The sequence below is a fragment of the Kitasatospora sp. NPDC004272 genome, from assembly GCF_053603035.1.
This window is the reverse complement of record NZ_JBSGET010000048.1, coordinates 1-26,997: the sequence shown is the minus strand read 5'-3', so window position 1 is coordinate 26,997 and position 26,997 is coordinate 1. Positions and strand designations below refer to the sequence as shown.

The window sequence follows — 26,997 nt, the reverse complement described above, 5'->3', positions numbered from 1 at the left end:
GACAGGGCCCGGTGGGCGGGCCCGGGGTGCGGGGCGACGGGTCGGGAGTGGCGCGGGTGGCGAGGAAGACGGCGGCGGTGGCCGAGGCGGCCGGGATCTTCGACGTGCTGCCCGCGGGTGCCCGGCCGTTCGCCGGGCGGGGCGGGGAGCTGGCGGCGCTGACGGTGGCCGCGGGGCGGCCGGCGGAGGGGCGCGGGCGGCTGCTGGTGCTGGCGGGGCGGCCCGGCTCGGGCCGCACCGCGCTGGCGGTGCGGTGGGCCAGGTCGGTGGCCGGGGACTACCCGGACGGGCTGCTGTACGCGCGGCTGTCGGCGCCGGACGGCGGCCGGGTGGGGGCCGGGCGGGCGGCCCGGGTGCTGCTGGACCAGCTGGGGGAGAGCCCCGGCGCGGCGCTGCTGCCGGGCGCGGCGGAGGAGGACCCGGCCTGCGAGGCGCTGCGGGTCGCGCTCGGGCAGCGCCGGGTGCTGGTGCTGCTGGACGACGTCAAGGACGCCGGGCAGGTGTGGCCGCTGCTGGCGGAGAAGACCTCCGCGCTGCTGCTGGCGACCACCTCGGGGCCGCTGATGGGCATCGACGGGATCGACCCGGTGATCCTCGGCGGGATGGACCACCGGGCGGCGGTGGAGCTGCTGGGCGAGCTGGTCGGCGGCACGCGGATCTCCTGCGACCCGGTCGGCGCCGCCGACCTGGCCGAGGCGTGCGCCAACCGCCCGGCCGCGCTGCGGCTGGTCGCGGGCTGGCTGCGCACCGAGCCCCGGCTGGCGGTGACCGACGCGGCGGCCCGGCTGCACGCCGTCCCGCCGCCCGCGCCGGTGGCGGTGGAGGGGCCGGTGCGGCCGACCGATCCGGAGCGGGAGACGGTGCCGGTGGTGGAGGGCGACCCGCTGCGCGGGGCGTTCGAGCTGGCGTACCGGCGGCTGCCCGCGGCCCGGGCCCGGCTGCTGCGGCTGTGCACGCTGGCGCCGGGGCAGCAGGTGGACCTGCGCACCGCGTCGGCGCTGGTGGGCTGCCCGGCCCCGGAGGCGGGGGCCGCGCTGGCGGCGCTGGCCGAGCTGGAGCTGCTGGAGCGCGAGCCGGACGCCGCGGACGGCACCGAGCGCTACCGCGTCCCGGGCCGGCTGTACGGGCGGCTGGTGGAGCTGCGCGGGGAACTGGACCGGCCGTCCGAGGTGGAGCTGGCCCGGGCCCGGCTGCTGGAGCGGCTGGTGCGGCTGGTCGACTCGGCGCGGCTGCTGCTGGACCCGGCGGCCGGGCCCAACCCGGACCCGCTGCCGGGGCCGCTGCGGCTGCGCACCGCCGCGCACGCCGAGGGCTGGCTGCTGGGGGAGCGCGAACTGCTGCTGGCCGCGGTCGCCGACGCGGTCGGCCAGGGGGACCTGGACGGCTCGGCGGGCCGCCTGGTGACCGCCCTGCTGCGCGCCCTGCCGCTGACCGGCGAGGCCGCGCCCGCGGACCTGCACGCCCTGCACGAGTCGGTACTGAAGGTCGCCGAGCGGCAGGGCAACCCGCGCCGGGCCGCCGCCGCGCTGCTGAACCTGGGCGACCTGCAGGCCGCCGCGGGCCGCTGGGAGCAGGCGGGCGAGCGCTACCGCCGGGCGGTCGAGCTGGCCCGCGGGGCGGGCGACGAGGCGGGCTGCGCCCGGGCGCTGGAGGGCGTGGGGCACGGCCACCGGGCGCTCGGCGACCCGCTGCGCGCCGCCGACGCGTACGGGCGGGCGCTGGTGCTGCGGCAGGCGCTGGGCGACCAGGCCGCCCAGGCCCGGCTGCTGGTGCGCCTCGCGGAGGCGCACACCGGGCTGCGGCGCTTCGAGGAGGCGCTGCGCGAGTACCGCTCGGCGGCCGCGGTGCTGCGCCGGACCGGTGACGGGCGCGGCGAGCGGGAGGTCGCCGAGCTGGCGGCGCGGCTGACGCGGCACCTCGGCCGGGAGGGCTCGCGTCCGCTTTCGGAGTAGTGTCGTATGTGCGGAGTTCGCCCTGCAATGTGGCCTCGAAGCGCTTGCAAGCCTACGAACCTGCCAATGTGTCTGACTGATTTGGTCACTTTGGAAGGCTGACACGCCGACTTGGCTTCATTACACTCGAACTCAGTCGCGCATAGATCTATGCACCGGCCTGTCCGTTGTGCCTCCGTGTGCGTCGCCGCCGGTCTTCCCCGGTAGGTATTTCCCATGGCAAGAGGACGTGTTAGCCGTGAAGGTCGGCATCCCCCGCGAGGTCAAGAACCACGAGTACCGCGTGGCCATCACGCCCGCCGGCGTGCATGAGCTGGTCCGCAACGGACACGAGGTCGTCATCGAGGACAACGCCGGTCTCGGCTCCTCGATCCCCAACGAGGAGTACGTGGCCGCCGGTGCGACCATCCTCCCCACCGCCGACGAGGTGTGGGCCGCGGCCGACATGATCCTCAAGGTCAAGGAGCCCATCGCCTCCGAGTACCACCGGCTGCGCAAGGGCCAGACCCTCTTCACCTACCTGCACCTGGCGGCCGACCGGGCCGGCACCGACGCGCTGGTCGCCTCCGGCACCACCGCGATCGCCTACGAGACGGTGCAGCTGCCGAACGGCGCGCTGCCGCTGCTCGCCCCGATGTCCGAGGTCGCGGGCCGGCTGGCCCCGCAGGTCGGCTCCTACCACCTGATGCGCCCGACCGGCGGCCGCGGCGTGCTGCCCGGCGGCGTGCCCGGCACCCACCCGGCCAAGGCGGTCGTCATCGGCGGCGGCGTCTCCGGCTGGCACGCGGCCACCATCGCCATCGGCATGGGCTACGACGTGACCCTGCTCGACCGCGACATCAACAAGCTGCGCGAGGCCGACAAGGTCTTCGGCACCAAGGTCAAGGCGATCGTCTCCAACGCCTTCGAGCTGGAGAAGGCCGTCGTCGAGGCCGACCTGGTGATCGGCGCCGTGCTGATCCCGGGCGCCAAGGCCCCCAAGCTGGTCACCAACGAGCTGGTCGCCAAGATGAAGCCGGGCTCGGTGCTCGTCGACATCGCCATCGACCAGGGCGGCTGCTTCGAGGACTCGCACCCCACCACGCACGCCGAGCCGACCTTCCAGGTCCACAACTCGGTCTTCTACTGCGTGGCCAACATGCCGGGCGCCGTCCCGAACACCTCCACCTACGCGCTCACCAACGCGACCCTGCCGTACGTGGTCGAGCTGGCGAACCGGGGCTGGAAGGAGGCGCTGCGCCGCGACGCCGCGCTCGCCAAGGGCCTGAACGTGCACGAGGGCCAGATCACCTTCCCGGCCGTCGCCGAGGCGTTCGGCCTGGAGTCGGTGCCGCTGGAGAGCGTCCTCGCCTGACGTCCCCTCATCCGCTGTCGCCCCCGGCCGTCCTTCCCCTTCGCGCCGGGGGCTTCGGCATGCCCGCGGGGACGGCGGGTGGCCCCCGGGTGACCGTCGGCGGTCAATTCCGGTGCGCTCTGTCACCCGCTCTGTCGACAAGGACACCTGACGGGCCCTCACGGCCCGGCGCCCGCGCGGAAACGTTAGGGTCATCTCTTGACACGGGGTGGGTGAACGGCCGACACAAGCGGCCCACTACCGTGGATTGTGTTGCTGCCGATGCCCGAAACGGCCTAGAGTCGCAAACCGTTGGCATGCTGCCACGCTGACGAATCGACATAGAGTCCTGGATGTCCAAGGAGGTAAGACGACTTGTGAATGAGTCGACATTTGCTCCCGGGGGTGGTCAGCCAGGACTGGCGGAGCTCTCCGCCGGGCAGCCGAACGAGGAAGCCCGGCAGGCCACGGTGGGCGCGCAGGAGGTCGGCTCGGTCGCGGTCCGCACCTTCGAGGCCCGCCAGAGCGCGGCGGCAGCCGCCACCGACTACGACGCCGACTTCGCGGCGTACGGGCTGGCCTACAACGAGCTCGGCTACGGGCCCTACGACGACCCGGACGCCGAGTACGAGCCCGATCCCGAGTACGCCGCCACCCTGGCCCCCGACGCGGCCCGCCAGCGCCGCGAGCGGGTCGGCCCGACCGGCCGCCCGCTGCCGTACTTCCCGATCCCCGCGCCGCTCGCCGAGCACGGCCCCGCGCAGATCATCGCGATGTGCAACCAGAAGGGCGGCGTCGGCAAGACCACCTCCACCATCAACCTGGGCGCGGCGCTCGCCGAGTACGGCCGCCGGGTCCTGCTGGTGGACTTCGACCCGCAGGGCGCGCTCTCGGTCGGCCTCGGCGTCAACCCGATGGAGCTGGACGTCACCGTCTACAACCTGCTCATGGAGCGGGGCCTGACGGCCGACGAGGTGCTGCTGAAGACCGCCATCCCCGGCATGGACCTGCTGCCGTCCAACATCGACCTGTCGGCCGCCGAGGTGCAGCTGGTCAGCGAGGTCGCCCGCGAGTCGGCGCTGGCCCGCGCGCTCAAGCCGCTGCTGCCCGACTACGACTACGTCATCATCGACTGCCAGCCCTCGCTGGGCCTGCTGACGGTCAACGCGCTCACCGCCGCGCACAGCGTCATCGTCCCGCTGGAGTGCGAGTTCTTCGCGCTGCGCGGCGTCGCGCTGCTCACCGAGACCATCGAGAAGGTCTGCGAGCGGCTCAACCCCGACCTGCGGCTGGACGGCATCCTGGCCACCATGTACGACTCCCGCACCGTGCACTCGCGCGAGGTGCTGGCCCGGGTCGTCGAGGCGTTCGGCGAGCACGTCTTCCACACCGTCATCGGCCGGACCGTCCGGTTCCCGGAGACCACCGTGGCCGGCGAGCCGATCACCACCTACGCCACCAACTCGGTCGGCGCCGCCGCCTACCGCCAGCTCGCCAGGGAGGTGCTCGACCGGTGCCGCCCCGCCGAGTGAGCCTTCCGGGGGCCGACGAACTGTTCCGGGCAACCGGCGGAATGGCCCTGTCGCCCTCGCTCGCGCGCAACGGCAACGGCAACGCCCCCGGCCCCGCGAACGGCCCCGCCGCCGCGGGGCAGGAACCCCCCGGCGACGGCCGGGCGGCCCCTCCCGCGCCGCGCGCCCCGGACGTGCCGGCCGCCAGACCGGAAGCCGCCCCGGCGGCCCCCGCGGGGCGCGCGGAGGACCCCGCGGAGGCCCGCAGGACGGCCCCGGCCACGGTGCGCGGGCGCGGCCGGACCCGGCGGCCCTCCGGCCGCGAGCGGCACGACGAGAAGATCACCGTGTACGTGTCCGCCGAGGAACTGATGGACCTGGAGCACGCCCGCCTGGTGCTGCGCGGCGAGCACGGCCTGGCCGTCGACCGCGGCCGGGTCGTCCGGGAGGCCGTCGCGGTGGTCCTGGCGGACCTGGAACAGCGCGGCGAGGCGTCGATCCTCGTGCGGAGGCTGCGCGGCCGCTGAGCCGCGGTCTGCCAGAATGACCCGTTATGGCGTTCCAGGTCCGGTTGGAGAACTTCGAGGGGCCGTTCGACCTGCTGCTCGGGCTGATCGCCAAGCACAAGCTGGACGTCACCGAGGTGGCGCTGTCGAAGGTCACCGACGAGTTCGTCGCGCACATCAGGGCGATGGGCCCGGAGTGGGACCTGGACGCGGCCACCGAGTTCCTGGTGGTCGCCGCGACGCTGCTGGACCTCAAGGCGGCCCGGCTGCTGCCGGTCGCCGAGGTCGAGGACGAGGAGGACCTGGCGCTGCTGGAGGCGCGCGACCTGCTGTTCGCCCGGCTGCTGCAGTACCGGGCCTACAAGCGGGTCGCGGCGCTGTTCGCCGAGCGCTGGGAGGACGAGGCGCTGCGCCGGCCGCGGACGGTCGCGCTGGAGCCGCAGCACGCGCGGCTGCTGCCCGAGGTGGTGCTGGCGGTCGGGCCGGAGCGGTTCGCGCGGCTCGCCGCGAAGGCGTTCGCGCCCAAGCCGAAGCCGGTGGTGTACGTGGACCACATCCACGTGCCGCCGGTGAGCGTGCGCGAACAGGCCGAACTGGTCGCCGAGCGCCTGGGCGCGCTCGGCACGGCCACCTTCGGGCAGCTGGTCGCGGACGCCGGGAGCACCCTTGTGGTGGTGGCCCGCTTCCTGGCGCTGCTGGAGCTGTACCGGGAGCGGGCGCTGGACTTCGAACAGCCGCTGGCCCTGGAGGAGCTGCTGGTGCGCTGGACGGCCGGCGCCGGGCAGCGGGTCGAGGTGACCGACGAGTTCGACCGCCCGGCGGGCGGCGGGGAAGGCGGAACGGCATGACGGAGCGGCCCGCCCGGCGGTCCCTGGGCCTGCCGGGCGCCCCCCGGCCCGGGGAGTGGCAGGAGTCGGCGTACCCGGACGGGGTGCGCGTCGAACCGGTGGAACGCGTCCTGGCGCTGCCCGACGGCCCGCTCCCCGGCGGGGCGCCCGCCGCGGGGGAGCTGCCGCTGCGGGCGGCGCTGGAGGCGGTGCTGATGGTCGCCGACGAGCCGGTCGCGGAGCCCAGGCTGGCCGCCGTGCTGGACGCGCCCGTGGACGAAGTGGCCGCCGTGCTGCGGGAGTTGGCGGGCGAGTACACCGCGCAGGGGCGCGGCTTCGAACTGCGGCAGGTGGCCGGCGGGTGGCGCTTCTACAGCCGCGCCGCCTGCTCGGCCGCGGTCGAACGGTTCGTCCTGGACGGGCAGCAGGCCCGGCTGACCCAGGCCGCGCTGGAGACGCTGGCGGTGGTCGCCTACCGGCAGCCGGTGTCGCGCGGGAGGGTTTCCGCGGTCCGTGGTGTGAACTGCGACGGCGTGATGCGTACCCTGGTACAGCGAGGACTGGTCGAAGAAGCCGGCACCGAGCCCGAGACCGGAGCGATCCTGTATCGGACGACGAACTACTTCCTGGAACGGATGGGGCTGCGCGGCCTGGACGAGCTGCCGGAGCTCGCGCCCTTCCTGCCCGAGGTCGACGACGTGGAAGCGGAGTCCCTGGAGGGCACGATGATCGCGCAGGCGGTCGCCGCCGCACAGGAAGGGCCGAGGCCGAACCAGGCCGACCAGACGGATATCGACGTACGGACATTTTGATGCGTAGCAGTGGCAACGGTGGCAACGGCAGGAACAGCGGCGGCGGGCAGGGCCGGGGCGGGCAGGGCGGCCGAGGCGGCCAGCAGGGTGGGGGCCGGGGCGGATCGTCGTCCTACGGCAGCGGCGGCGGCCAGGGCGGCCGCGGCGGCTCGGGCTCCTCGCGCGGCGGCGGCTCGTACGGCGGCGGCTCCGGCTCCTCGTACGGCGGCGGTTCGTACGGCGGGGGCTCCGGCTCCTCGTACGGCGGCGGCCAGGGCCGCGGCGGGTCGGGCTCCGGCTCGGGCTCGTACGGCGGCGGGCGCGGCGGGTCGGGCTCCGGGTCCGGCTCGGGCTCGTACGGGCGCGGCGGCGAGCGGCGCGAGGAGCGCCGGCAGCCGCGTCCGGAGGAGCGCAGGTACGACCGCCCCGAGTACGGCGGCGGGCCGAACGCGACGCCCGGCCGCGGGGCGTACGACTCCCGCAAGCCCGGGGCGGCCCCCCGGCCGCGCCGGGAGGGGCAGGGTGCGCCCGGCGACCCGCGGCGCCAGCCGCAGCGCTCCCGGGAGCTCCAGGGTCGGATCGAGGAGCGGGTGCTGGCCCGGCACGAGGGCCCCGGCAAGGAGGTCGGCGAGGACGGCGAGCGCCTGCAGAAGGTGCTCGCCCGGGCCGGCATGGGCAGCCGCCGGGCCTGCGAGGAGCTGATCGCGCAGGGCCGCGTCGACGTCAACGGCGAGACCGTGCTGGAGCAGGGCCGCCGGGTCGACCCGGTGAACGACGAGATCAAGGTGGACGGCCTGACCGTCGCCACCCAGTCCTACCTGTTCTTCGCGCTCAACAAGCCGGCCGGCGTGGTCTCCACCATGGAGGACCCCGAGGGCCGGCAGTGCCTCGGCGACTACGTGACCAACCGGGAGACCCGGCTGTTCCACGTCGGCCGCCTGGACACCGAGACCGAGGGCCTCATCCTGCTCACCAACCACGGCGAGCTGGCCCACCGCCTCACCCACCCCAAGTACGGCGTCACCAAGACCTACCTCGCCGCGATCCAGGGCCCGCTGCCGCGCGACCTCGGCAAGACCCTCGCCAAGGGCGTCGAGCTGGAGGACGGCTGGGCCCGCGCCGACAGCTTCAAGGTGATCTCCAACCTCGGCAAGAACTACCTGGTCGAGGTGACCCTGCACGAGGGCCGCAAGCACATCGTGCGCCGCCTGCTGGCCGAGGTCGGCTTCCCGGTCGAGAAGCTGGTGCGCACCGCGTTCGGCCCGATCTCGCTGGGCGACCAGAAGTCCGGCTGGCTGCGCCGCCTGACCAACCCCGAGGTCGGCACCCTGATGCGCGAGGTCGGGCTCTAACAGCCCGCCCGCCGGAGCCCGTCCCCCACCCGGGGACGGGCTCCGGCGCGTGTGCGGACCGGCCCGCGACGGCACTTGACATGTGAGGCACACCGCACGCCCTTGCCATCGTTCCGCCCGGTGGCAGAAGATTGCCACCGAAGTCCGCCCCGGCGCGTGGCGGAAGTGCGCCACCGCGTCAGGCCGCCGGGCGGCGGGGGAAGGAACCACCACCATGCTGGACGCATTCACCGTGCTGGGCCTCGGGCTGACCGACGGCCAGGTGTACGCCGCGCTGGTCGTCGCGCCGCAGTCCAGCGCCGAGGAACTGGCCGAGTACTGCGGCCTGACCCTGGAGCAGTGCCGCGAGGCCCTGGACCGGCTCGCCGAGCAGGGCATGGCCACCCGGGCCCCGGTCGACCGCGAGCGCTACCTCTCGGTCGCCCCCGACGTCGCCATCGGCACCCTGATCGGCCACCGCGAGGCCGAACTGCGCTCCGCCCGCGCCGAGATGCACCGGCTGATGGACGCCTTCCGCGAAGCCTCCCGGTACACCGACCCGGCGCACTCGGTGGAGGTGCTCACCGGCGGCGAGGCGATAGCCCAGCGCCTGGAGCACCTGATCGAGACCAGCCAGTACCAGATCCGCGGCTTCGACTGCCCGCCCTACGTGCAGGACCCGACCGTGGAGCAGCCCCGGCAGCGGGCCAAGCTCAAGTCCGGGGTGCGGATCCGCACCGTCTTCGACAAGGAGGCGATCGCCTGGCCCGGACGGCTGGAGCAGGAGATCCTCACCGGCGTCGAGGACGGCGAGGAGGCCCGGGTCCGCCCGGTGCTGCCGATGAAGATGATGATGGCCGACGACAAGATGGCGATCATCCCGATCAGCGTCGGCGACAGCGTGCTGGACGCCGCCTACGTGATCCACCCCTCCGCGCTGCTGCAGGCCCTGGACGCCCTGTTCGAGGCCGAGTGGGAGCGCGCCGTGCCGCTGCAGACCGTGCTCGGCGACGGCGAGGGCCCCGGCCCGGACGCCGACCACCTCAAGCTGCTCGGCCTGCTCGCGGCCGGGCTCACCGACGAGTCGATCGCCCGCTCGCTGGGCTGGAGCGCCCGCACCACCCAGCGCCGCCTGCAGGGCCTGATGCGCGAACTCGGCGCCACCACCCGTTTCCAGGCCGGCATGGCGGCCCGCGAGCGCGGCTGGCTCTGACCCCGCGCCGGGAGGGCCGCCGACGGCCCGTCCCGGGCCCGTACGCCCCCTGCGGCCCGTGCGGGCGGCCCGCCCGGTCAGCTCCAGGGGCGCAGCCCCGCCCAGCGGCCGTCCGGGCCGCGCTCCACCTTCTCCAGGCCGAGCACCGCCGTCCGGTTGAGCCGGCCGTAGATGTGCGGGAACAGCGCCCCCGCGGTGGCGCCCGGGGGCGGCCCGCCGGTGGCCGCCTCCCACTTCACCATCGGCTCGACCAGCCGCTCCTCGATCAGCAGCGCCATCAGCGGCTCCGGCGCGTCCCGAAAGAACGCGTTGGCCACCGCCAGCGCCGTCGGCTCGTCCGGCGAGCAGTGCAGGAAGCCCTCGGTCAGCAGCGACGCGGCGGTGTACGGCCGGCCCGGGTCGCGCAGCCAGTCGTCCAGCGGGGCGAGGTGGTAGATCATGAGTCTTTTGTACCCTTCGCGGGGCGCCCCGGACGGGGACCGGCGCCGCTCACAGGCCCGCCACCTTCGCCGTCGCCGCGATCTCGTACACCAGCGTCACCGTCCGCCGGCCGCCCGGCGGCAGCGGCACCTCCCAGCGGGCGATGCCCTCCGCGTCCAGCTCGTCCGGCGGCGGCGAGCAGTGCTCCTTGCGCAGCCGGACCTGGACCTCGGCCACCTCGGAGACCGGGATCCGCTCGCGCAGCACCACCGTCCGCTCGGCGTGCTCGTCCGGGCCGGAGAACCGCGACAGGTGCAGCCGCACCGTGCGGGTCACCAGGGTGCGCTGACCGCCCAGGCCCGCGCCCTCGCGGCGCTCGTCCGCCTCCCGGACCACCCGCAGGCCGTCCGAGGAGCCGAACGCCAGCCGCACCGGCGCGCCCGGCGCCGCGAACTCCAGCGCGCCCCGGCCGGTGTAGCCCGAGCCGCGCACCAGGTCCACCGGGCCGGCCAGCAGCGCGTGCCCCGACGCGTTGCGGAACGACACCACCTCCGTCACCGCCTCCGACAGCTCCGGCGCCGCCGCGAACTCGCTGCGCGCCGCCGTCTCGAACGCGCTCACCGGCACCCGGTGCGCCCGCCCGTCCGCGGGCACCGACACCGGGTCCGGCGCCCGCAGCACCCGCACCTCGCCGCCGTCGTCCACCCCCGGCAGGCCCGGCTCCAGCGGCCCGGCGTCGGAGACCGCCTGCTCGCGCAGCTCCACCTCTACCGTCCGCTTCTCCTGCGCCGAACGCTCCCGCAGCACCAGCCGGTCCTCCACCAGCCCCGGTGGCTCGCCCGCCAGCGCCGAACGCGCCGTCGACAGCGTCAACCGCACCCCCGACCAGTCCTCGCCGGTGCGCTGCCACACCACCGCGTCGCTCTCCAGCCGCAGCGTGCCGCCCACCAGCTCGGCCCGGTACGCCGGACGCCACAGCGCGCACGCCACCAGGTGACCCACCCGGGCCAGGAACCGGCCCGGCTCGGCGCACTCCACCGACAGCTCCACGAACGCCAGCAGCTCGGCCGGCTCCCGCTCCGCCAGGTCCAGCGCCTCCTCGGCCCGGGCCAGCTCCGCGGCCAGCTCCACCGAACGCAGCCGGGAGGCCCGCAGCCGCTCGCCGTACGACTCGCGCTGCCCGTCCACCCGGTCCAGCTCGCGCGACCACCGGGCCTGCTCCAGCTCGCCGCGACCCGCACCCTCGCCGATCTCCCGCAGCAGGTCCGCCGCGAGCTGCCCGAGCAGCGCCAGCCGGGCCTGCAGCCGCTCCTGGCGGTGCGACTCGGCCAACTGCTCGCGCTCCAGGTCGTGCACCCGGCGGCGCAGCGCCGAGTCGTCCGGCCCCGGCGGCAGCGGCGCCGGCGGCTGCCACGACCGCACCAGCCGCACGTCCAGTACCTTCGCCGCGCCGGTCGGCGCGCCCAGCCCGTCCAGCACCGCCGCGTGCAGCGAACGGTCCACCGCCAGCGCCGTCACCGGGCCCAGCCGCAGCCGGTGCACGCCCGGCGACAGCTCCAGCTCCGCCGTCCGCTCCAGCTGCGCCCGGTCCTCCAGGCAGGTCACCGCGGTCACCGGAAGGGGAAAGGTCTCCTCGTACACGTTCAGCTCCTCCGGTTCCCGCCGACCACGGCCCTACCGGCCGGGATACGGATCACATAACCGCCCGTCAGCTCCACCGAACCTCCCGGCGGCACCACCACCCGGCGGATCCGGGCCGAGGACGGCACCCCGTCGGACGGCTCGGCCGGCGCCGACCAGCCCGGGCGCTCCTCGATCCGCACCTCGGCGTCACCCGGCACCGGCACTCGCTCGCGGACCTCCACCGACGCCTCGTGCGGCAGCCGGTTCACCAGCTCGATCCGCACCGAGTGCTCCAGCACCGTCGTCGAGTTCAGCACCCCCGACGTCGACTCCCGCACCTCGCCGTGCCGGGCCACCCGGACCTCCTCCGCCCGGCCCAGGCCCAACTCCCGCACCCCGCCCGGCGCCAGCGTCGGCAGCCCCGCCGTCAGCAGGAACTCGCCGTCCACCGTCACCTCCACCGGGCCGGCCAGCAGCGCGTGCGCCGTCGCGTTCGACAGCTCCAGCACCCCGTACACCGCCTCCTCCACCGACGGCACGCACACGTAACCGGTGCGCACCCCCACCGGCAGCTCCGCCACCGCCACCGTGTGCCACACCCCGTCCGAGGGGACGGTCGCCGGGGCCTGCGCGTCGAAGCGGTGGTCGAACGAACCCGCCGACACCCGCGGCCACGACCCGTACCGGGGCAGCGGCAGCCGGCCCACCTCCTCCGCCGCGGCGGGCTGGGCGCCGCCCGGCCGGGACGGCTCCGGCTCCGGGAACAGCCGGCCCCGGCGCTGCGGCGCCCGGTCCGGCCCCGCCAGCACCAGCGCCGCGTAGTCCAACTGGTCGGCGGACGGGCGCGGGTCCGCCGGCGCGGCCTCCGGGGCCGGGACGGACGACGACAGCGGGGCGGCCGGCGGGGCCCCCGCGAAGCCGTACACCGCACCGGGCGGCACCGGGCCCGGCGGCGGGGGCGGCGGGGCGGCCGCCGCCATCGGCATCGGCACCGGTGGCGGCACCGACGCCGACGCCTGCCGGGCCGTCCCCTCGAAGGGCGAACCCGACCCCGGCGGGCCGCCCACCGGCCGCGGACCGCCCGCCGGACGGGCACCGCCCGGACGGGCGGCCCGCCGTGCGGACGGCTGCGGCGGCGCCGCGGCCTCCGCCGCCGCGCCCCCCGCACCGGCCACCAGCACCGGCAGCCGCGGCGGCTCCGGTTTCGAACGCTGCGCCTCCTGCCAGTCGTCGAACAACCCCGCCAGGCCCGCCGGCTGCGCCCGCCACCCCGACGGCGCGGGCGCCGGCTGCCGGCGCCCGATCCGCAGCGAGGCCAGCTCCGGCAGCGCGCCCGGACCCGCCAGGCTCGCCGTCGACAGCGCCAGCCGCACCCCCGACCAGTCCTCACCCGTCCGCTGCGCCACCGACGCCCGCAGCACCAGCCGCGCCGAACGCTCGCCCCGGCGGTGCGCCAACTGGTACGTCGGCACCCACACCGCGCCCGGCACCGCGTACTCCACCTCCAGCTCCACCGGACCCGCGCCGAGCACCGTCAGGTCCGCGCACGCCCCCGACTCCACCCCGCCCGGACGCTCGGCGGTGGAACGGCCGTGCGCCGCCACCGCCGCCACCCGGAAGGCGTGCTCGGCCAGCCGCAGCTCCTCCGCCAGCTCCACCGAGCGCTCCTGCAGCACCTCCAGCCTGGTGTCCACGAAATCCGCCAGCGCCAGCACCGCGTCCGCCGGGGCCCGCCGGTGCTCGCCGCCCTCGGGACCGCGCTGCGGCGGCACCGCGCGCAGCGCCGCGACCTCGGCGATCCGCTCCGCCAGCCGGTCCCGGCGCTCCAGCAGCAACTCGAAGCGGGCCCGGAGCTCATCCAACTCGCGCTCCCAGGAAGGGAGTTCCTCCTCGTCACGGACCCGCGCCGGATAGCCCAACCGGGCCTCGACCACCCGGCCGCCACCCGACAGCACCCGCACCCGCAGCGACCCCGGCACCGCCGGCCGCGGCAGCCCCGCCACCCGCACCCGGCCGTCCGCCGGCAGCACGCCCGACGCCCGGCGCCGGCACACCGCCCCCACCGCGTGCACCACCACCGAGTCCAACCCCGACTCCCACACCGCCCGCTGCCCCGTCACCTGGCCCCCTTCGCCGCCTGGCCCGCACCCCGGACCCGGGCGCCCAGTCTGCACCCAACCCCCGTCACCGCACCCGGATTTCCGCTGCGCGTCGGGCCGCCGGGCCGGAACGAGGCGGTGTGCGGGGGCGCGCGGGCGTACGAGAGGATGGGGGGTGGCTGCCATCCACAGCCGTGTAGAGCCGCACATCGCACCCGGGAGACGAGAAGCCGTCATGCGCACAGCCGCCGTCATCGGCACCGGACTGATCGGCACCTCCGCCGCGCTCGCCCTCACCCGCCGGGGAATCAGCGTCCACCTGGAGGACGCCGACCAGGACGCCGCCCGCACGGCCGCCTCGCTCGGCGCCGGCACCACCGAACCCGCCGACGGCCCCGTCGACCTGGCCGTCATCGCCGTCCCCCCGGCCCTGGTCGGCAAGGTCCTCGCGGACTGCCAGCGGCGCGGCCTCGCCCGCTGCTACACCGACGTCGCCAGCGTGAAGGCCGGACCGCGCGGCGAGATCAGCGCCCTCGGCCTGGACACCGTCCGCTACATCGGCTCGCACCCGATGGCCGGACGCGAACGCTCCGGCCCGCTCGCCGCCACCGCCGACCTGTTCGAGGGCCGCCCCTGGGTGCTCACCCCCACCGCCGACACCGACACCGAGACGCTCAACGCCGCGCTCGAACTCGTCGCCCTCTGCGGGGCCATGCCGATCGTCATGGACGCCGCCGACCACGACCGCGCCGTCGCCCTGGTCTCGCACGCCCCGCAACTGCTCTCCTCGCTGGTCGCCGCCAGGCTGGAGCACGCCGAGGAGACCGCCGTCCGGCTCTCCGGGCAGGGCGTGCGCGACGTCACCCGGATCGCCGCCTCCAACCCCGCGATGTGGATCGACATCCTCTCCGCCAACGCGGGCGTCGTCGCCGACGTCCTCGACGACCTCGCCGCGGACCTCGCCGAGACCGTCACCGCGCTGCGGGCCCTGCAGGCCGCCGACGAGAACACCCGGCGCGAGGGCGCCGCCGGCATCGAGGCCGTGATGCGCCGCGGCAACACCGGCCAGGCCCGCATCCCCGGCAAGCACGGCGCACCGCCCACCCGCTACGAGACGGTCACCGTCGTCCTCGGCGACCAGCCCGGCGAGCTCGGCCGCCTCTTCGGCGAGGTCGGTGCGCTCGGGGTCAACATCGAGGACGTGACGATCGAGCACTCGACCGGCCAGCAGGTCGGCCACGTGCAGCTCGCTGTCGCCCCGGCGATGGCGCGGGCGCTGGCGGCGGGGCTGCGGGAGCGCGGGTGGGTGGTCCGGGCGTAGGGGAGGGGACCGCTGCGCGGGGCTTCGGGGCGGGGGAGAGGGGCGGTGGGGCGGCCGGGTGCCGTTCGCTGCCGCTCCGGCGCGGGCGGCGGGGCTGCGGGAGTACGGGTGGGTGGTCCGGGGGTAGGGGAGGGACCGCTGCGCGGGGCTTCGGGGTGGGGGAGAGGGGTGGCGGGGGGCCGTTCGCTGCCGCTCCGGCGCGGGCGGCGGGAGTGGGTCAGGGGTTCGCTGCGCGGGGCTTCGGGGCGGGGGAGAGGGGTGGCGGGGGGCGGCCGGGTGCCGTTCGCTGCCGCTCCGGCGCGGGTGGCGGGGCTGCGGGGGACGGGGGCGGCTCGGGGTGGGGACGAAGGGCCGGGCCGGGGGGTGGTGGGTGTCCATTAACCTTGAGGGTGAGTTCTTGTGTCGTGAGAGAGAGGTTCGCCCCGTGGACAGTGTCGACCGAGCGTCGAGCGGCCCGGTCGTCGTCGCCATCGACGGACCTTCGGGGTCCGGGAAGTCGACCGTGTCGCGGGCGGTGGCCGCGCGGCTGGGCCTGAGCTTCCTGGACACCGGTGCGATGTACCGGGCGATGACCTGGTGGATGCTCGCCAACGAGGTGGACGTCGAGGACGCGGAGGCGGTGGCGATCGCCTGCGGGAAGCCGGTGATCGTGTCCGGGACGGACGCGGCGGGGCCGACCATAACGGTGGACGGGCAGGACGTGTCCGGGCCGATCCGCGGGCCCGAGGTGACCGGCAAGGTGAGCGCCGTGGCGGCCGTTCCGGCGGTGCGGGCGCGGCTGGTGGAGCTGCAGCGCGGCTGCGCCTCGCACGCCGAGCGCGGGATCGTCGCCGAGGGCCGGGACATGGGCTCGGTGGTGTTCCCGGACGCCACCGTGAAGGTGTTCCTGACCGCGTCCGGGCGGGCCCGGGCCGAGCGCCGGGCCGCGGAGCTGCGGGCGAAGGGCGTCGACGAGGCGACCATCACCGCGATGGCCGCCGACCTGGCCCGCCGGGACGCCGCGGACTCCTCGCGGGAGACCGCCCCGCTGACCCAGGCCGCCGACGCGGTGCTGGTGGACACCAGCGAACTCACCCTCGACCAGGTGATCGACGCGATCACCGCGCTGGTCGAGGAGAAGGCCGGACTGACCGCCGCCTGAGCGGCAGGACGTACGGCCGGAACTGATTCATCCGACCGCGCGAGATCCGCGCGGTTCGCGCTGCCCCCGGGCAGGTACGCACGGCACGCCCCTGGGAAGGGCCGCGTCGGGAAACGGAAAACGGAACATGAGCAACGACACCACCGCCCACCACGGCGAGCTGGGCGACGCCGAGTACGCCGAGTTCATGGCGCTGGCCGCTGAGGAGGGCTTCGACAGCGACGAGATCGCCGCCGACCTGGACGGCCACGGCCCGCTGCCGGTGCTGGCCATCGTCGGCCGCCCGAACGTCGGCAAGTCGACCCTGGTCAACCGCATCATCGGCCGCCGCGAGGCGGTCGTCGAGGACCGCCCCGGCGTGACCCGCGACCGGGTCAGCTACGAGGCGATGTGGGCCGGGCGCCGGTTCAAGGTGCTGGACACCGGCGGCTGGGAGATCGACGTCCTCGGTCTGGACGCGATGGTCGCCGCCCAGGCCGAGCTGGGCATCGAGCAGGCCGACGCGGTGCTGTTCGTGGTGGACGCCAAGATCGGCGCCACCGACACCGACGACGCGCTGGTCCGGCTGATCCGCCGCTCCGGCAAGCCCGTGGTGCTGTGCGCCAACAAGGTCGACGGCCCGTCCACCGAGGCCGAGGCCGCGTACCTGTGGTCGCTCGGCCTGGGCGAGCCGTACCCCGTCTCCGCGCTGCACGGCCGCGGCTCCGGCGACCTGCTGGACGCCGTCCTGAAGGTGCTGCCGGAGGCCCCGCCGCAGCTGTTCGGCGACGGCCTGGCCCCCGGCGGTCCGCGCCGGGTCGCGCTGATCGGGCGGCCGAACGTCGGCAAGTCCAGCCTGCTGAACAAGGTCGCGGGCGAGGACCGGGTGGTGGTCAACGAGCTGGCCGGCACCACCCGCGACCCGGTCGACGAGCTGATCGAACTCGGCGGCAAGACCTGGAAGTTCATCGACACCGCCGGCATCCGCCGCCGGGTCCACCTGACCTCCGGCGCGGACTTCTACGCCTCGCTGCGCACCTCCGCGGCGCTGGACAAGGCCGAGGTCGCGGTCGTCCTGGTCGACGCCAGCGAGACGCTCGCCGAGCAGGACACCCGGATCATCTCGATGGCCGTCGAGGCCGGGCGCGCCGTGGTCATCGCCTACAACAAGTGGGACCAGCTGGACGAGGAGCGCCGCTTCTACCTGGAGCGCGAGATCGAGCGCGACCTGGTGCAGGTGCAGTGGGCGCCCCGGGTGAACGTCTCGGCGAAGACCGGGCGGCACATGGAGAAGCTCGTCCCGGCGATCGAGACCGCGCTGGCCGGCTGGGAGACCCGGATCCCGACCGCCCGGCTGAACGCCTTCCTGGGCGAGCTGGTGGCCGCGCACCCGCACCCGATCCGCGGCGGCAAGCAGCCGCGCATCCTGTTCGGCACCCAGGCGGGCACCCGCCCGCCGCGGTTCGTGCTGTTCGCCTCCGGCTTCCTGGAGGCCGGCTACCGCCGGTTCGTCGAGCGCCGGCTGCGCGAGGAGTTCGGCTTCGTCGGCACCCCGATCTCGATCTCGGTGCGCGTCCGGGAGAAGCGCAACAAGAAGAAGTAGGCGGAGTAGGTAGGGGAGAGGGGGAGGGGCCGGGCGGCCCCTCCCCCTCTCGCGTGCCGCGCGGGCGGCGGTCAGGCGTCCCGGCCCGGGGGCAGCGACAGCACCGAGCGGTGCCGCCCGCCCGAGGTGCCGCCGCCGCCCGGGGCGCCCAGGTAGCCGGTGGCCACCCAGCCCTGGCCGTTGGCCTGGGCGGCGGTGGTCTGCGCGGGCATGAACTGCGGGGCGCCCTGGGGCTGCCCGGCGTACGTCTCGAACGACTGGTGCTGCTGCGGGTAGGCCAGTGCTCCGGTGCGGTCGGCGCCCTCGCGCGCGGTCGGCCCGGACGGCTGCGGTTCGCGGACCGCGAAGCCGGTGAACTTCATTCCCTCCTCACCGGAGCGGTCGCCGGGCAGCGCCCGGAACATCCGCCGGTACTCGGAGTACAGCGTGTCGTAGATCGGCGTGGCCGACACCGGGTGCTCGGCGTCGTACGACGGGCGCATGTTCGGGATCGACCGGCCGGCACCCCCGGGGCCGGACTGGGCGGAGGGACGGCCGGTGGACGCGAGGTCGTAGCTGTACACGTAGGAGCCAACGAGCGAGACCGGCTTGGGATGCGGGGGCGCGGCCCCCAGTCCTATCCCCGCCGGGCCGCTCGCGCCCTGGTCAACGGCGGTGCGGGCGGCCGGGACCGCCGGGGCGGCGGGTCCGTCCTCGGTGGCGGCCGGGTCGTTCACGGGGTCGGTCATCGCCGCGCCCCCGCTCAGGTGCCGGCCAGCGGGAGCATCCCGGCGGCGAGCAGGCCGCGGGCGGCGGCCCGGTCCATCGCGATCCGCAGCAGGTCCTCGCGGGGCTGGCGGCCGATGGTGCCGGCCGGCACCGCGTACATGATCACCTCGGACTTGCGGGCCGCCGCGGCCCGCCAGCCCGGGGTGACCTGGAGCGGCTGGTGGGCCTGCCACCAGGCGGCCGAACCGCCGGTCGCCGAGGGCTGCAGGATCGCGTGCAGCTGGCCCATCGCCATCAGCACCGACCAGCCGGCCCGCGGCCGCACCGGGGCCTGGTTGACGTCCTGGACGATCTGGAAGCCGTGCTCGGTCAGCAGTGAGAGGAACTCGTCCTCGCCGAGGGCGCTGCCCGGGCGGCCGACCGGCCCGGTCGGCTCGACCACCAGCGCGGCGTGCTGGGTGTCGCCGCACAGCACGATGCCGCAGGTCACACCGAGCACCGCGGGCTGCGGCTGGCCGGCCGGGGCGGTCGGCGGGGCGGTGATCGGCTCCGGGATGTGCACCTCGACCACCGGTTCCGGCTCGACCTGCGCGGGCACCGCGGCCTGCGCCGGCACCGCGGCGTCCGCCCCCTGGCTGATCGACTCGACGGCGCCGCGCAGCTGCTGCTCGTCCACCGGCACCACCTGGGAGGGCACGCAGCGGGCGTGCGCGAAGGCCAGCACCGCGGTCTCGTCGCCGACGAACAGGACGGTGCTGGTGGGCTCGCGCAGCGAGTCGCCCGGTTGTCGGCAGGAGGTGCAGTCGTACGCGTCGGGTGCGTGGGCACCCGCGAGCAGGCTCTCGGCCTCGTCGTCGCCGATCTCGGCGCGTACGTCCTCGCTCACCTCAAGCATGCGCGGCACTGATGACTCCTCGTTGCCCTGACGTTCCAGGTGCTCGTTCCGGTGCCCCCGGGCGGGACGTCCCGGGCGCGCGGCGCGGGGAGCGCCGACCGCCTTTACCAACGGGAGGTTGTGGCTGGAGTCACGGGTGGGCGGCCGGGCGACGGGATTTGCGCGGCTCCTGATCACTATGTGTGCACAGAGTGTCGCATTCTGTCGATACTGTGCCCGACCTCACACGGGTCAAACTGTGACCGGGGCCATATTCGCATATGGTTTGATCTTGGTAAAAGCGGATGAATGGGACATTTGGTTTCGATTGGCATGATCGATACCGTCGGTAACGCCGCTTTGACCTGGGATGACCGGAAAGTGTTTGGCACTGGGGAGTCCGAATCGTAGGTTTTTGCCCGGTGCATCGAGCACCTCCCGGGTTCACCCCCGACGCACGGCCCACCTCCGGCTCACCCCGGAACGCGGGCCCTGCGCCCACCGGCGCGACGGCAGCCAGCCGCCGCCGGGGATGCGGACAGGTGGCCGGGGCGGCAAGCGGCACGTCCGACACGTGCACGGCCCGCCCACCGGACTTGGCGAGCGAACACGGCCCAGCTGGGGCCTGGTTCCGCCTGCCCCTCCCGGGAATGTCGAGAGGAATCTCATGACCTTCCGTAACGAGACCGCCGCTGCCACCACCGCCCCCAAGCGCAACCGCGTCCGCGCGGCAGTCGTCGGCGGCGCCCTGCTCGCCGCCCCGGTGGCCGGCCTCGTCACGGCCAACACGGCCTCCGCCGCGGACGTCTCCACCTGGGACAAGGTCGCGATGTGCGAGTCGACCGGCAACTGGTCGATCAACACCGGCAACGGCTTCTACGGCGGCCTGCAGTTCACCTCCTCCACCTGGGCCGCCTTCGGCGGCACCGCCTACGCCCCGCAGGCCAACCTGGCCACCAAGGCGCAGCAGATCGCCGTCGCCGAGAAGGTGCTGGCCTCCCAGGGCCCCGGCGCCTGGCCCGTCTGCTCGGTCCAGGCCGGTCTGACCAAGGGCGGCGCGCCGGCCCAGGTCGACACCTCCTCCTCCTCGACCTCCTCCTCGTCGAGCTCCTCCTCGAAGTCGACCTCGTCCTCGAAGTCGACCTCCTCGAAGTCGAACAGCACCGCCTCGAACGACTCCGCCAAGGCCTCCCGCTCCGAGTCCCGCGCCCAGGCCCCCAAGGCCGCCGCGCAGGAGACCCCGAAGCAGACCTGGAAGAACAAGTCCGCCGCGGCGACCACCACCAACACCTCCGGTGGCAGCTACACCGTGAAGTCCGGCGACACCCTGTCCAAGATCGCGGACAGCCTGGGCGTCGACTGGCACACCCTGTACGGCAACAACTCCGGTGTCGTCGGCGGCAACCCGGACATGATCTACCCGGGCCAGGTCCTGTCGGTCTGACCCACCCCCGGAAGCACCGCTTCCACGGGACCGTCCGCCGGTCCCACCCTGTCGGCGTGAAGCCGCCACCCCGGTCACGGGGCGGCGGCTTCCGCCGTTCCCGGGCGCGGTGGGTGCTGTTCGGGCGGTGGGTGCTGTTCGGGGCGCCACCCGCCCGGCGGCGTCCGGAGGGTGGCGGGGCGGGCGACGTGCGTAGCGTCGGGGGATGCGGATACCTCGCTCGTACGGCCGGGCGCTGCTCGCGCTCGGCCTGCTGCTCCCCGCTGCCGCGGTCGTCGCGGCCGGTACCCCGGCCGCTGCCGGACCGGCTACGCCGGACCTGGTCTGGGACCGGCTCGCCGACTGCGAGAGCGACGGCGACTGGCAGGCCGACACCGGCAACGGCTACTACGGCGGCCTGCAGATCTGGCCGCCCACCTGGCGGGAGGCGGGCGGCCTGCGCTACGCCGACCGGCCCGACCGCGCGAGCCGGCGGCAGCAGATCACCGTCGGGGAGGAGATCCTGCGCCGCCAGGGCTGGAACGCCTGGGGCTGGTGCGCGCGGGAGATCGGGGTGCTGGAGTAGGCCCGCTCCCGGGGCGGCGGTCGCGGGTCACCAGGCGCGGCCCTCGGGGAGCGCGGACAGCTCCGGGGCGGACAGGTGCGGGACGGTGAAGAGCTCCGCCGCCGGGCCGTCCGCCGAAGCGTCCTGCTGGGTGTGCTCCGGGACGTCCTCCGGGGCGGTCCCCCACAGGGTGAAGTGCAGCAGTTCCCAGCGGCCCGGGTCCAGGGCCAGCACGGCGGTGTGCACGCCCGGGCGGCGGGCCGCCTCGCGCAGCCGCTCCACCTCCTGCTCCACGTGGGCGGCCGGCGTCGCCGGGTCCGGCCCGACCGGGACGGGGGTCAGTCGGCGGGTCGCGGCGGACGGGAGGGGGACGGCGGTGCGGGCCGGGCCGGAGAAGTGCGCCAGGACGGTCCAGTGCTGGACGGTCGGGCGCCCGAAGTCCCGGACGATGTTCTCGAACCCGCCGCCGCCGACCAGGAACCGGGCCGCCTCGCCGTCCGAGCGCCACACGTACAGCGGCGCGTACTGGTTGACCGGCGAGCCGCCGACCCCGCGCTCGCGCAGCAGCCACGCCTTGAAGCCGAGCCCCGGGCGGTCGTCCAGGAGCGGGGCGCCGGCCTTGATCCGGCGGCGGATGACGTCGAGGTCGTAGTCGGCGGGCAGGGTGATCTCGTACTGCTTGGCGAGCACGGGCGGGTCCTGTCTGGTGGGCGCGGGTGGGCGGTCAGGGCCGCTGGGGCGGGGCGAGCAGGGTGAGCAGGCCGGTGATCGCCTGGTCGAACGGGGCGGTGTCGCCGGCCGCGCGGGCCAGTACGTAGCCGCCCTGGAGCACCGCGACCACGGTGGCGGCGGTGCCGGACGGGTCCACGGACGGCGGGAGCTCCCCGGTCGCCCGGCCCTCCGCCAGCACCTCGGCGAGGCGGCCGCGCAACCAGCCCAGGGTCTCCTCGACCGGGGCCCGCAGCACCGGATCGGCCATCACGTCCGGGTCCTGGGTGAGCCGGCCGATCGGGCAGCCGCGCAGCACGTCGCGCTCGCGGCGCAGGTACGCGGTGACCCGCTCGACGGCGGTGCCCGGCCCGGACAGCAGCTCCTCGGCGAGGCCGCGCAGCTCCCCGGCGGTGCGGGTGATCGCGGCGAGGGCCAGCTCGGGCTTGCCGGCGAAGTGGTGGTACATGCTGCCCTGCCCGGCGCCCGCGCGCTGCTGGATGGCCTTCGGGCTGGTGCCGGTGTAGCCGCGCTCCCAGAGCAGGTCGCGGGTGGCCTCGACGAGGCGGTCGGCGGTGGGGTTGGGGGCGGGGACGGTGGTGGTGGCGGCGGGGGCGGGGGTGTCGGGGCTCGGGGTCACGGCACGTACTGTACATACTAGTAGGTACAGAGGGAAGGGCGGAGGTGAGTCCCCGTCAGCCCGCCCCGGCCGGGCGGGGGTTCAGGCGGCGGCGCGCTGCTCGCGGGCGGCCAGGACGGACGCGGTGGCGTGGGCGGGCAGCGCGGCGGACGGGTAGCGGTGCAGCAGGGCCAGCGCGACCGCCTCCGGGCCGACCGGCTTGCCCAGCTCGGTGGCGAACGCGCGCAGGTACTCCCCGGTCCAGGCGATCGGGTCGGCGGGGACGTCCGCGGGCACCGGCGTGGTCAGGTGGCGGTGGCCCGGGACGGTGCGCAGCGGCTCCAGCGCCGCCATCTCGTCCAGCAGGTCGATCCACGCCTCGCGCTGCGCCGTCCACGGGGTGTCGGCCAGCCACGGGTGCGCGTTCAGCCAGAGCAGCGGGCCGCCGAGCAGCGTCCGGCTGCGGTGCTCCCACAGGTAGTGGTGGTCGGGCAGCCCCAGGGACGCCCCGCGCAGCTCCAGCCGGTGGTCCTCCAGCTCCACGGCGTCGCCCTCCAGCGGCTCCAACGCGACCAGCCGGGACGGGAGTTCGTCCCCCAGGTCGGTCCGGGCGGCCCGCACGGCCGGGTAGTCGTGCTCGATCCGGGCCCGGACCGGGTCGGGGGCGAGGAAGCGCGCCTCGGGGAAGGCGTCGCGCAGCACCTCCGCCGCGAGCCAGCAGTCCGGCGCGTGGTGGGCCACCAGGACGGTGCCGAGCCGGCGCCCCGAACGCTCGACCTCCCGGACCAGCCGCCGCCCGTCCGAGAGCCGCAACCCCGTGCCGATCAGCGCCGCCCGGTGCTGACCGAGCACCAGCACCGCGCACTTGTGCAGCGAGGACTCGGGAAGGTCCACCACGCGGAACTCCAGCGGATGCATCGTGCAACCTCCTCCGGCCGGGTAAAGCCCTCCCACCAGGGTCCGACGGGAGGGCGGCGGGCGCATGTGGGGCGGGTGGTGGAGGCGCCTGCGGGGCGGGTGGTGGAGGCGCCTGCGGCGGGCTGGGGAGGCGGGGAGAAGGGTGGGGGCGAGGCAGAGGCGCCTGCGGCGGGCTGGTGGGGGTGGGGGACGGGATTCTCTGACGGGAGGGCGGGGGCGCATGTGGGGCGGGTGGTGGGGGCGCCTGCGGGAGGGGGGTGTCGGTGGGGGAGGGGTCGAGGGTCGGCTGGGGGCGGGCTGGTGGGGGCGCCGGCGGTGGGTCGGGGGAGGTGGGGGTGGGTGTCCGCGTGCCGGAGGGTGGGAATTCCCGGTGGGCGCGGAGACTTGTGCTGGACGGACGAGACGTTCGGCGGCACTCCCCTGCCCGTCGGCCGTCCGGAGAGGGAGCGATACATGGGAACCCCCGTCGACCAGCTCGTCGACCTGCTCGACCTGGAGCGGATCGAGCTGAACATCTTCCGCGGCCGGAGCCCGGAGGAGTCGCTGCAGCGCACCTTCGGCGGGCAGGTGGCCGGGCAGGCGCTGGTCGCCGCGGGCCGGACGGTGGACGAGGACCGGCCGGTGCACTCGCTGCACGCGTACTTCCTGCGTCCGGGCGTCCCCGGCGTGCCGATCGTCTACCAGGTCGAACGGACCAGGGACGGGCGCTCGTTCACCACCCGCCGGGTGCTCGCCATCCAGGGTGGGCGGACGATCTTCGCGCTGACCGCCGACTTCCACAAGCCCGAGCCCGGCGGCATCGAGCACCAGTTCCCGATGCCGGACGTGCCCGACCCGGAGAGCCTGCCGAGCGCGCTGGACGAGGTCGGTGCCCGGCTCGGCGAGCTGCCCCCGTTCATCAGCCGCCGCCAGCCCTTCGACATCCGGTACGTGGACCGGCTGAAGTGGACGCGGGAGGAGCTGGACGGGGTGGAGGCCCGCAGCGGCGTGTGGCTGCGCACCAACGGCGCGTTGCCCGACGACCCGCTGATCCACGTCTGCGCGCTCACCTACGCCAGCGACATGACGCTGCTGGACGCCGTCCGCGCCCCCGTCGAGCCGCTGTGGGGCGAGCGGAACTTCGACATGGCCTCGCTGGACCACGCGATGTGGTTCCACCGTCCGTTCCGGGCCGACGAGTGGCTGCTGTACCGGCAGGAGTCGCCGATCGCGCACGGCGCGCGCGGTCTGGCCCGCGGCGAGATCTACGACCGCGAGGGGCGGCTGGTGGTCTCGGTGATGCAGGAGGGGCTGTTCCGTCCGCTGAACCGGTGACGCGGCGCGGAGCCGTCCGTTCGAAGTGACTTGAGAGCAGAGCGACTTGGGAGGCAGACCGATGACCGACACCGCAGCCGAAGCCTGGCAGCGCTGGACGGAGTCCCGGAGCGCGGCGGCGGGGGCGCCGCACGGGCCGCTGGCGCTGACCGGCACCCACTGGCTGGAACCCGGCCCGGCGGAGATCCCCGGACTGCCCGGCCGCTGGTGGGCAGAGGACGGCGCGGTCTGCGCCGAACTGCGCGCCGGGGACGGCGTCCGGATCGAGGGCGAGGAGAAGGAGTCCACCGGCCGGGTCGCCCTGCGGCCGGACACCGACCGGCACCCGCAGATCGCCGTCCGCGACCTGCTGCGACTGGTCCCGATCGAGCGGGAGGGCGAACTCGCCCTGCGGGTCTTCGACCCCGACGCCCCGGCCCGGGCCGCGTTCGCCGGGATCTCGGTCTACCCGTACGCCCCCGACTGGGCGGTGCCCGCCGTCTTCACGCCGTTCGAGGACGGCGGGCGGGCCGTGCTGGTGGAGAACGCGGACGGCCGGGCCCGGCCGCTCGCCGTCGCCGGGCAGGTCGCGTTCACGCTGGCCGGGCGGGAGCACACGCTGACCGTCAGCGGCTCCGAGGGCCCGGGCGGCCCGCTCAGCGGCGTCATCGCGGACGGCACCAGCGGCCGGGAGACGTACCGGTTCCGGTTCGTCACGCTGCCCGCGCCCGACGCCGAGGGGCGCACCGTGCTGGACTTCAACCGGGCGTTCCTGCCGCCGTGCGCCTTCGCCGACCACTTCATCTGCCCGTTCCCGCCGCCCGGCAACCGGCTGGAGATCGCCGTCGAGGCGGGCGAGCGGCAGGTGGTCACGGTCTGAGCCGGGAGGAACGGGGGACCGGCCGGCGGCCGGGAGGGCGCCCCGCTTTCTGAGAGCGCTCTCTCGGCGGGGTGGTGGGCGCTAGGCTGCTCGCAGCAGCAACACGATCACGTGCGTGCGGACGTGCGCGCGGACGGTGGAGAGGAGCCCACAGTGACCGAGTCCGAAGCGGGAACGGGCGGGCGCCCCACCCTGGAATCGGTGGCCGAGCGGGCCGGCGTGTCCCGGGCCACCGCCTCCCGGGTGGTCAACGGCGGCGCGGGCGTCCGGGCGGCGCTGCGCGAGAAGGTCGAGCGGGCCGTCGCGGAACTCGGCTACGTCCCCAACCTGGCCGCCCGCACCCTGGTCACCCGGCGCAACCGGGCGATCGCCGTGGTCATCGCCGAACCCGAGGCCCGGTTCTTCTCCGATCCGTTCTTCGCCCAGCACCTGCGCGGCATCAGCCGCGAACTGGCCGCCGCCGACAACCAGATGGTGCTACTGCTGGCCGAGGACGAGCGCGACCACGAACGGATCGGCCGCTACCTCTCCGGCGGGCACGTCGACGGCGTCCTGCTGTTCTCGCTGCACCGCTCCGACCCCACCCCGGAGACCGTCCACCGCCTCGGACTGCCCTTCGTCATCGGCGGACGGCCCGGCTGGCCCGGCGCCGAGTCCGACCGCGACCTGCTCTACGTCGACAACGACAACCGCGGCGGCGCCCGGCTCGCCGTCCAGCACCTGCGCTCCATCGGCCGCAAGCGGATCGCCACCATCACCGGCCCGCTCGACCAGACCTCCTCCATCGACCGCCTCGACGGCTACCGCGACCTGCTGCCCGACGGCGACGACGACCTGATCGCGACCGGCGACTTCACCGCCGACGGCGGGATCCGCGCGATGACCGAACTCCTCTCCCGCCGACCGGACTTGGACGGGGTGTTCGTGGCCTCCGACGTGATGGCCTCCGGCGCGATCCGGGTCCTGCGGGCGGCCGGGCGCCGCGTCCCGGAGGACGTCGCGGTGGTCGGTTTCGACGACGTCGAGTCCATCGCGGCCTGGACCGAACCCCGGCTCACCACGGTCCGCCAGGAGATCGAGGAGATGGGGCGGCTGATGACGCGGCTGCTGCTGCGGCGGCTCAGCGACCCGGAGGCGTCGGCGCCGTCGTCGGTGATCATTCCGACCTTGCTGGTGGTGCGGGAGTCGGCTTGAGGGAGGGGTGGGGCGCCTGCGGCGGGCTTGGGGTGGGGTGGGGATGGTGGTGCGGGAGTTGGCTTGAGGGAGGGGTGGGGCGCCTGCGGCGGGCTTGGGGTGGGGTGGGGATGGTGGTGCGGGGGGCGGCTTGGGGGAGGGGTGGGGGCGCCTGCGGCGGGCTTG

Annotated in this window: 24 protein-coding genes; 16 read left to right on the top strand and 8 right to left on the bottom strand. The window is 75.3% G+C overall.

The window, feature by feature from the left end; genetic code table 11:
• The first annotated feature begins 56 nt into the window (after window positions 1-56).
• The 8 genes from ACWEO5_RS16935 to ACWEO5_RS16900 all read left to right on the top strand — a co-directional run bounded on the left by ACWEO5_RS16935 (window position 57) and on the right by ACWEO5_RS16900 (window position 9,464).
• Complete coding sequence (locus tag ACWEO5_RS16935) at window positions 57-1,952, top strand: tetratricopeptide repeat protein (protein WP_452163099.1); 1,896 nt, start codon at window positions 57-59, stop codon at window positions 1,950-1,952.
• Between the two features lie 238 nt (window positions 1,953-2,190).
• A complete protein-coding gene (ald, locus tag ACWEO5_RS16930) occupies window positions 2,191-3,306 on the top strand; it encodes an alanine dehydrogenase (RefSeq protein ID WP_452163098.1) in 1,116 nt (371 codons plus the stop codon).
• A 449-nt stretch (window positions 3,307-3,755) separates the two neighbouring features.
• The gene (locus tag ACWEO5_RS16925) at window positions 3,756-4,817 is read left to right on the top strand and encodes a ParA family protein (protein WP_380276494.1); all 1,062 of its coding nucleotides are present in this window, start codon (window positions 3,756-3,758) and stop codon (window positions 4,815-4,817) included.
• A gap of 41 nt (window positions 4,818-4,858) precedes the next feature.
• Window positions 4,859-5,323, top strand: coding sequence for a hypothetical protein (locus tag ACWEO5_RS16920; RefSeq protein WP_452163097.1), 465 nt, complete (start codon window positions 4,859-4,861; stop codon window positions 5,321-5,323).
• 26 nt (window positions 5,324-5,349) lie between these two features.
• Window positions 5,350-6,150: a segregation and condensation protein A gene (locus tag ACWEO5_RS16915; protein ID WP_452163096.1), complete on the top strand. Its 801-nt coding sequence runs from the start codon at window positions 5,350-5,352 to the stop codon at window positions 6,148-6,150.
• Window positions 6,151-6,344: 194 nt separating this feature from the next.
• Window positions 6,345-6,941 (top strand): SMC-Scp complex subunit ScpB, encoded by a 597-nt coding sequence (gene scpB / locus ACWEO5_RS16910; RefSeq protein ID WP_380276496.1) that lies wholly within the window; start codon window positions 6,345-6,347, stop codon window positions 6,939-6,941.
• Window positions 6,941-8,272 (top strand): pseudouridine synthase, encoded by a 1,332-nt coding sequence (locus ACWEO5_RS16905; RefSeq protein ID WP_452163095.1) that lies wholly within the window; start codon window positions 6,941-6,943, stop codon window positions 8,270-8,272. The genes scpB and ACWEO5_RS16905 overlap by 1 nt, the downstream gene beginning before the upstream one ends.
• Before the next feature lie 214 nt (window positions 8,273-8,486).
• Window positions 8,487-9,464 carry a helix-turn-helix domain-containing protein gene (locus tag ACWEO5_RS16900; protein ID WP_344557973.1) on the top strand — a complete coding sequence of 326 codons (978 nt, stop codon included), beginning with the start codon at window positions 8,487-8,489 and terminating at the stop codon, window positions 9,462-9,464.
• Window positions 9,465-9,541: 77 nt separating this feature from the next.
• On the opposite strand, the gene ACWEO5_RS16895 is transcribed toward ACWEO5_RS16900, so the two are convergent.
• From ACWEO5_RS16895 to ACWEO5_RS16885, 3 genes are read right to left on the bottom strand one after another with little or no spacing between them, the layout of a single operon-like run.
• Complete coding sequence (locus tag ACWEO5_RS16895; RefSeq protein WP_452163094.1) at window positions 9,542-9,904, bottom strand: DUF952 domain-containing protein; 363 nt, start codon at window positions 9,902-9,904, stop codon at window positions 9,542-9,544.
• Window positions 9,905-9,953: 49 nt separating this feature from the next.
• Window positions 9,954-11,531 (bottom strand): mucoidy inhibitor MuiA family protein, encoded by a 1,578-nt coding sequence (locus ACWEO5_RS16890; RefSeq protein WP_452163120.1) that lies wholly within the window; start codon window positions 11,529-11,531, stop codon window positions 9,954-9,956.
• Window positions 11,528-13,627 (bottom strand): DUF4139 domain-containing protein, encoded by a 2,100-nt coding sequence (locus ACWEO5_RS16885; protein WP_452163093.1) that lies wholly within the window; start codon window positions 13,625-13,627, stop codon window positions 11,528-11,530. The genes ACWEO5_RS16890 and ACWEO5_RS16885 overlap by 4 nt, the downstream gene beginning before the upstream one ends.
• Before the next feature lie 214 nt (window positions 13,628-13,841).
• On the opposite strand from ACWEO5_RS16885, the gene ACWEO5_RS16880 reads away from it, so the two are divergent.
• From ACWEO5_RS16880 to der, 3 genes are all read left to right on the top strand, one after another.
• Window positions 13,842-14,927 (top strand): prephenate dehydrogenase, encoded by a 1,086-nt coding sequence (locus ACWEO5_RS16880; RefSeq protein ID WP_452163092.1) that lies wholly within the window; start codon window positions 13,842-13,844, stop codon window positions 14,925-14,927.
• A 424-nt stretch (window positions 14,928-15,351) separates the two neighbouring features.
• Window positions 15,352-16,068 (top strand): (d)CMP kinase, encoded by a 717-nt coding sequence (cmk, locus tag ACWEO5_RS16875; RefSeq protein ID WP_344558157.1) that lies wholly within the window; start codon window positions 15,352-15,354, stop codon window positions 16,066-16,068.
• A 127-nt stretch (window positions 16,069-16,195) separates the two neighbouring features.
• Complete coding sequence (der, locus tag ACWEO5_RS16870) at window positions 16,196-17,650, top strand: ribosome biogenesis GTPase Der (protein ID WP_452163091.1); 1,455 nt, start codon at window positions 16,196-16,198, stop codon at window positions 17,648-17,650.
• Between the two features lie 71 nt (window positions 17,651-17,721).
• Here der and ACWEO5_RS16865 read toward each other — a convergent pair whose 3' ends face one another.
• Both ACWEO5_RS16865 and ACWEO5_RS16860 read right to left on the bottom strand, forming a co-directional pair.
• Window positions 17,722-18,378 carry a hypothetical protein gene (locus ACWEO5_RS16865; protein ID WP_452163090.1) on the bottom strand — a complete coding sequence of 219 codons (657 nt, stop codon included), beginning with the start codon at window positions 18,376-18,378 and terminating at the stop codon, window positions 17,722-17,724.
• 14 nt (window positions 18,379-18,392) lie between these two features.
• Entirely contained in the window at window positions 18,393-19,253 is an 861-nt protein-coding gene (locus ACWEO5_RS16860) for a hypothetical protein (protein ID WP_452163119.1), read from the bottom strand.
• A gap of 646 nt (window positions 19,254-19,899) precedes the next feature.
• On the opposite strand from ACWEO5_RS16860, the gene ACWEO5_RS16855 reads away from it, so the two are divergent.
• Together ACWEO5_RS16855 and ACWEO5_RS16850 are read left to right on the top strand one after the other, a co-directional pair.
• Complete coding sequence (locus ACWEO5_RS16855) at window positions 19,900-20,676, top strand: transglycosylase family protein (protein WP_452163089.1); 777 nt, start codon at window positions 19,900-19,902, stop codon at window positions 20,674-20,676.
• Between the two features lie 205 nt (window positions 20,677-20,881).
• A complete protein-coding gene (locus tag ACWEO5_RS16850; RefSeq protein WP_452163088.1) occupies window positions 20,882-21,241 on the top strand; it encodes a transglycosylase family protein in 360 nt (119 codons plus the stop codon).
• Window positions 21,242-21,268: 27 nt separating this feature from the next.
• Here the strand turns inward: ACWEO5_RS16850 and ACWEO5_RS16845 are convergent, their stop codons facing one another.
• The 3 genes from ACWEO5_RS16845 to ACWEO5_RS16835 all read right to left on the bottom strand — a co-directional run bounded on the left by ACWEO5_RS16845 (window position 21,269) and on the right by ACWEO5_RS16835 (window position 23,465).
• Window positions 21,269-21,910, bottom strand: a complete 642-nt coding sequence (locus tag ACWEO5_RS16845) for a DUF4865 family protein (protein ID WP_452163087.1) — start codon at window positions 21,908-21,910, stop codon at window positions 21,269-21,271.
• A 34-nt stretch (window positions 21,911-21,944) separates the two neighbouring features.
• Window positions 21,945-22,568, bottom strand: coding sequence for a TetR/AcrR family transcriptional regulator (locus ACWEO5_RS16840; protein ID WP_452163086.1), 624 nt, complete (start codon window positions 22,566-22,568; stop codon window positions 21,945-21,947).
• Between the two features lie 81 nt (window positions 22,569-22,649).
• Window positions 22,650-23,465 carry an MBL fold metallo-hydrolase gene (locus tag ACWEO5_RS16835; protein WP_452163085.1) on the bottom strand — a complete coding sequence of 272 codons (816 nt, stop codon included), beginning with the start codon at window positions 23,463-23,465 and terminating at the stop codon, window positions 22,650-22,652.
• A gap of 453 nt (window positions 23,466-23,918) precedes the next feature.
• Between ACWEO5_RS16835 and ACWEO5_RS16830 the strand changes: the two genes are divergently transcribed.
• The 3 genes from ACWEO5_RS16830 (at window position 23,919) to ACWEO5_RS16820 (ending at window position 26,832) form a co-directional block, all read left to right on the top strand.
• Window positions 23,919-24,779 (top strand): acyl-CoA thioesterase, encoded by an 861-nt coding sequence (locus tag ACWEO5_RS16830; RefSeq protein WP_344558147.1) that lies wholly within the window; start codon window positions 23,919-23,921, stop codon window positions 24,777-24,779.
• Window positions 24,780-24,840: 61 nt separating this feature from the next.
• The gene (locus ACWEO5_RS16825) at window positions 24,841-25,638 is read left to right on the top strand and encodes a DUF1684 domain-containing protein (RefSeq protein ID WP_344558145.1); all 798 of its coding nucleotides are present in this window, start codon (window positions 24,841-24,843) and stop codon (window positions 25,636-25,638) included.
• Between the two features lie 153 nt (window positions 25,639-25,791).
• Window positions 25,792-26,832 carry a LacI family DNA-binding transcriptional regulator gene (locus ACWEO5_RS16820; RefSeq protein ID WP_452163084.1) on the top strand — a complete coding sequence of 347 codons (1,041 nt, stop codon included), beginning with the start codon at window positions 25,792-25,794 and terminating at the stop codon, window positions 26,830-26,832.
• The last annotated feature ends 165 nt before the right edge of the window (window positions 26,833-26,997 follow it).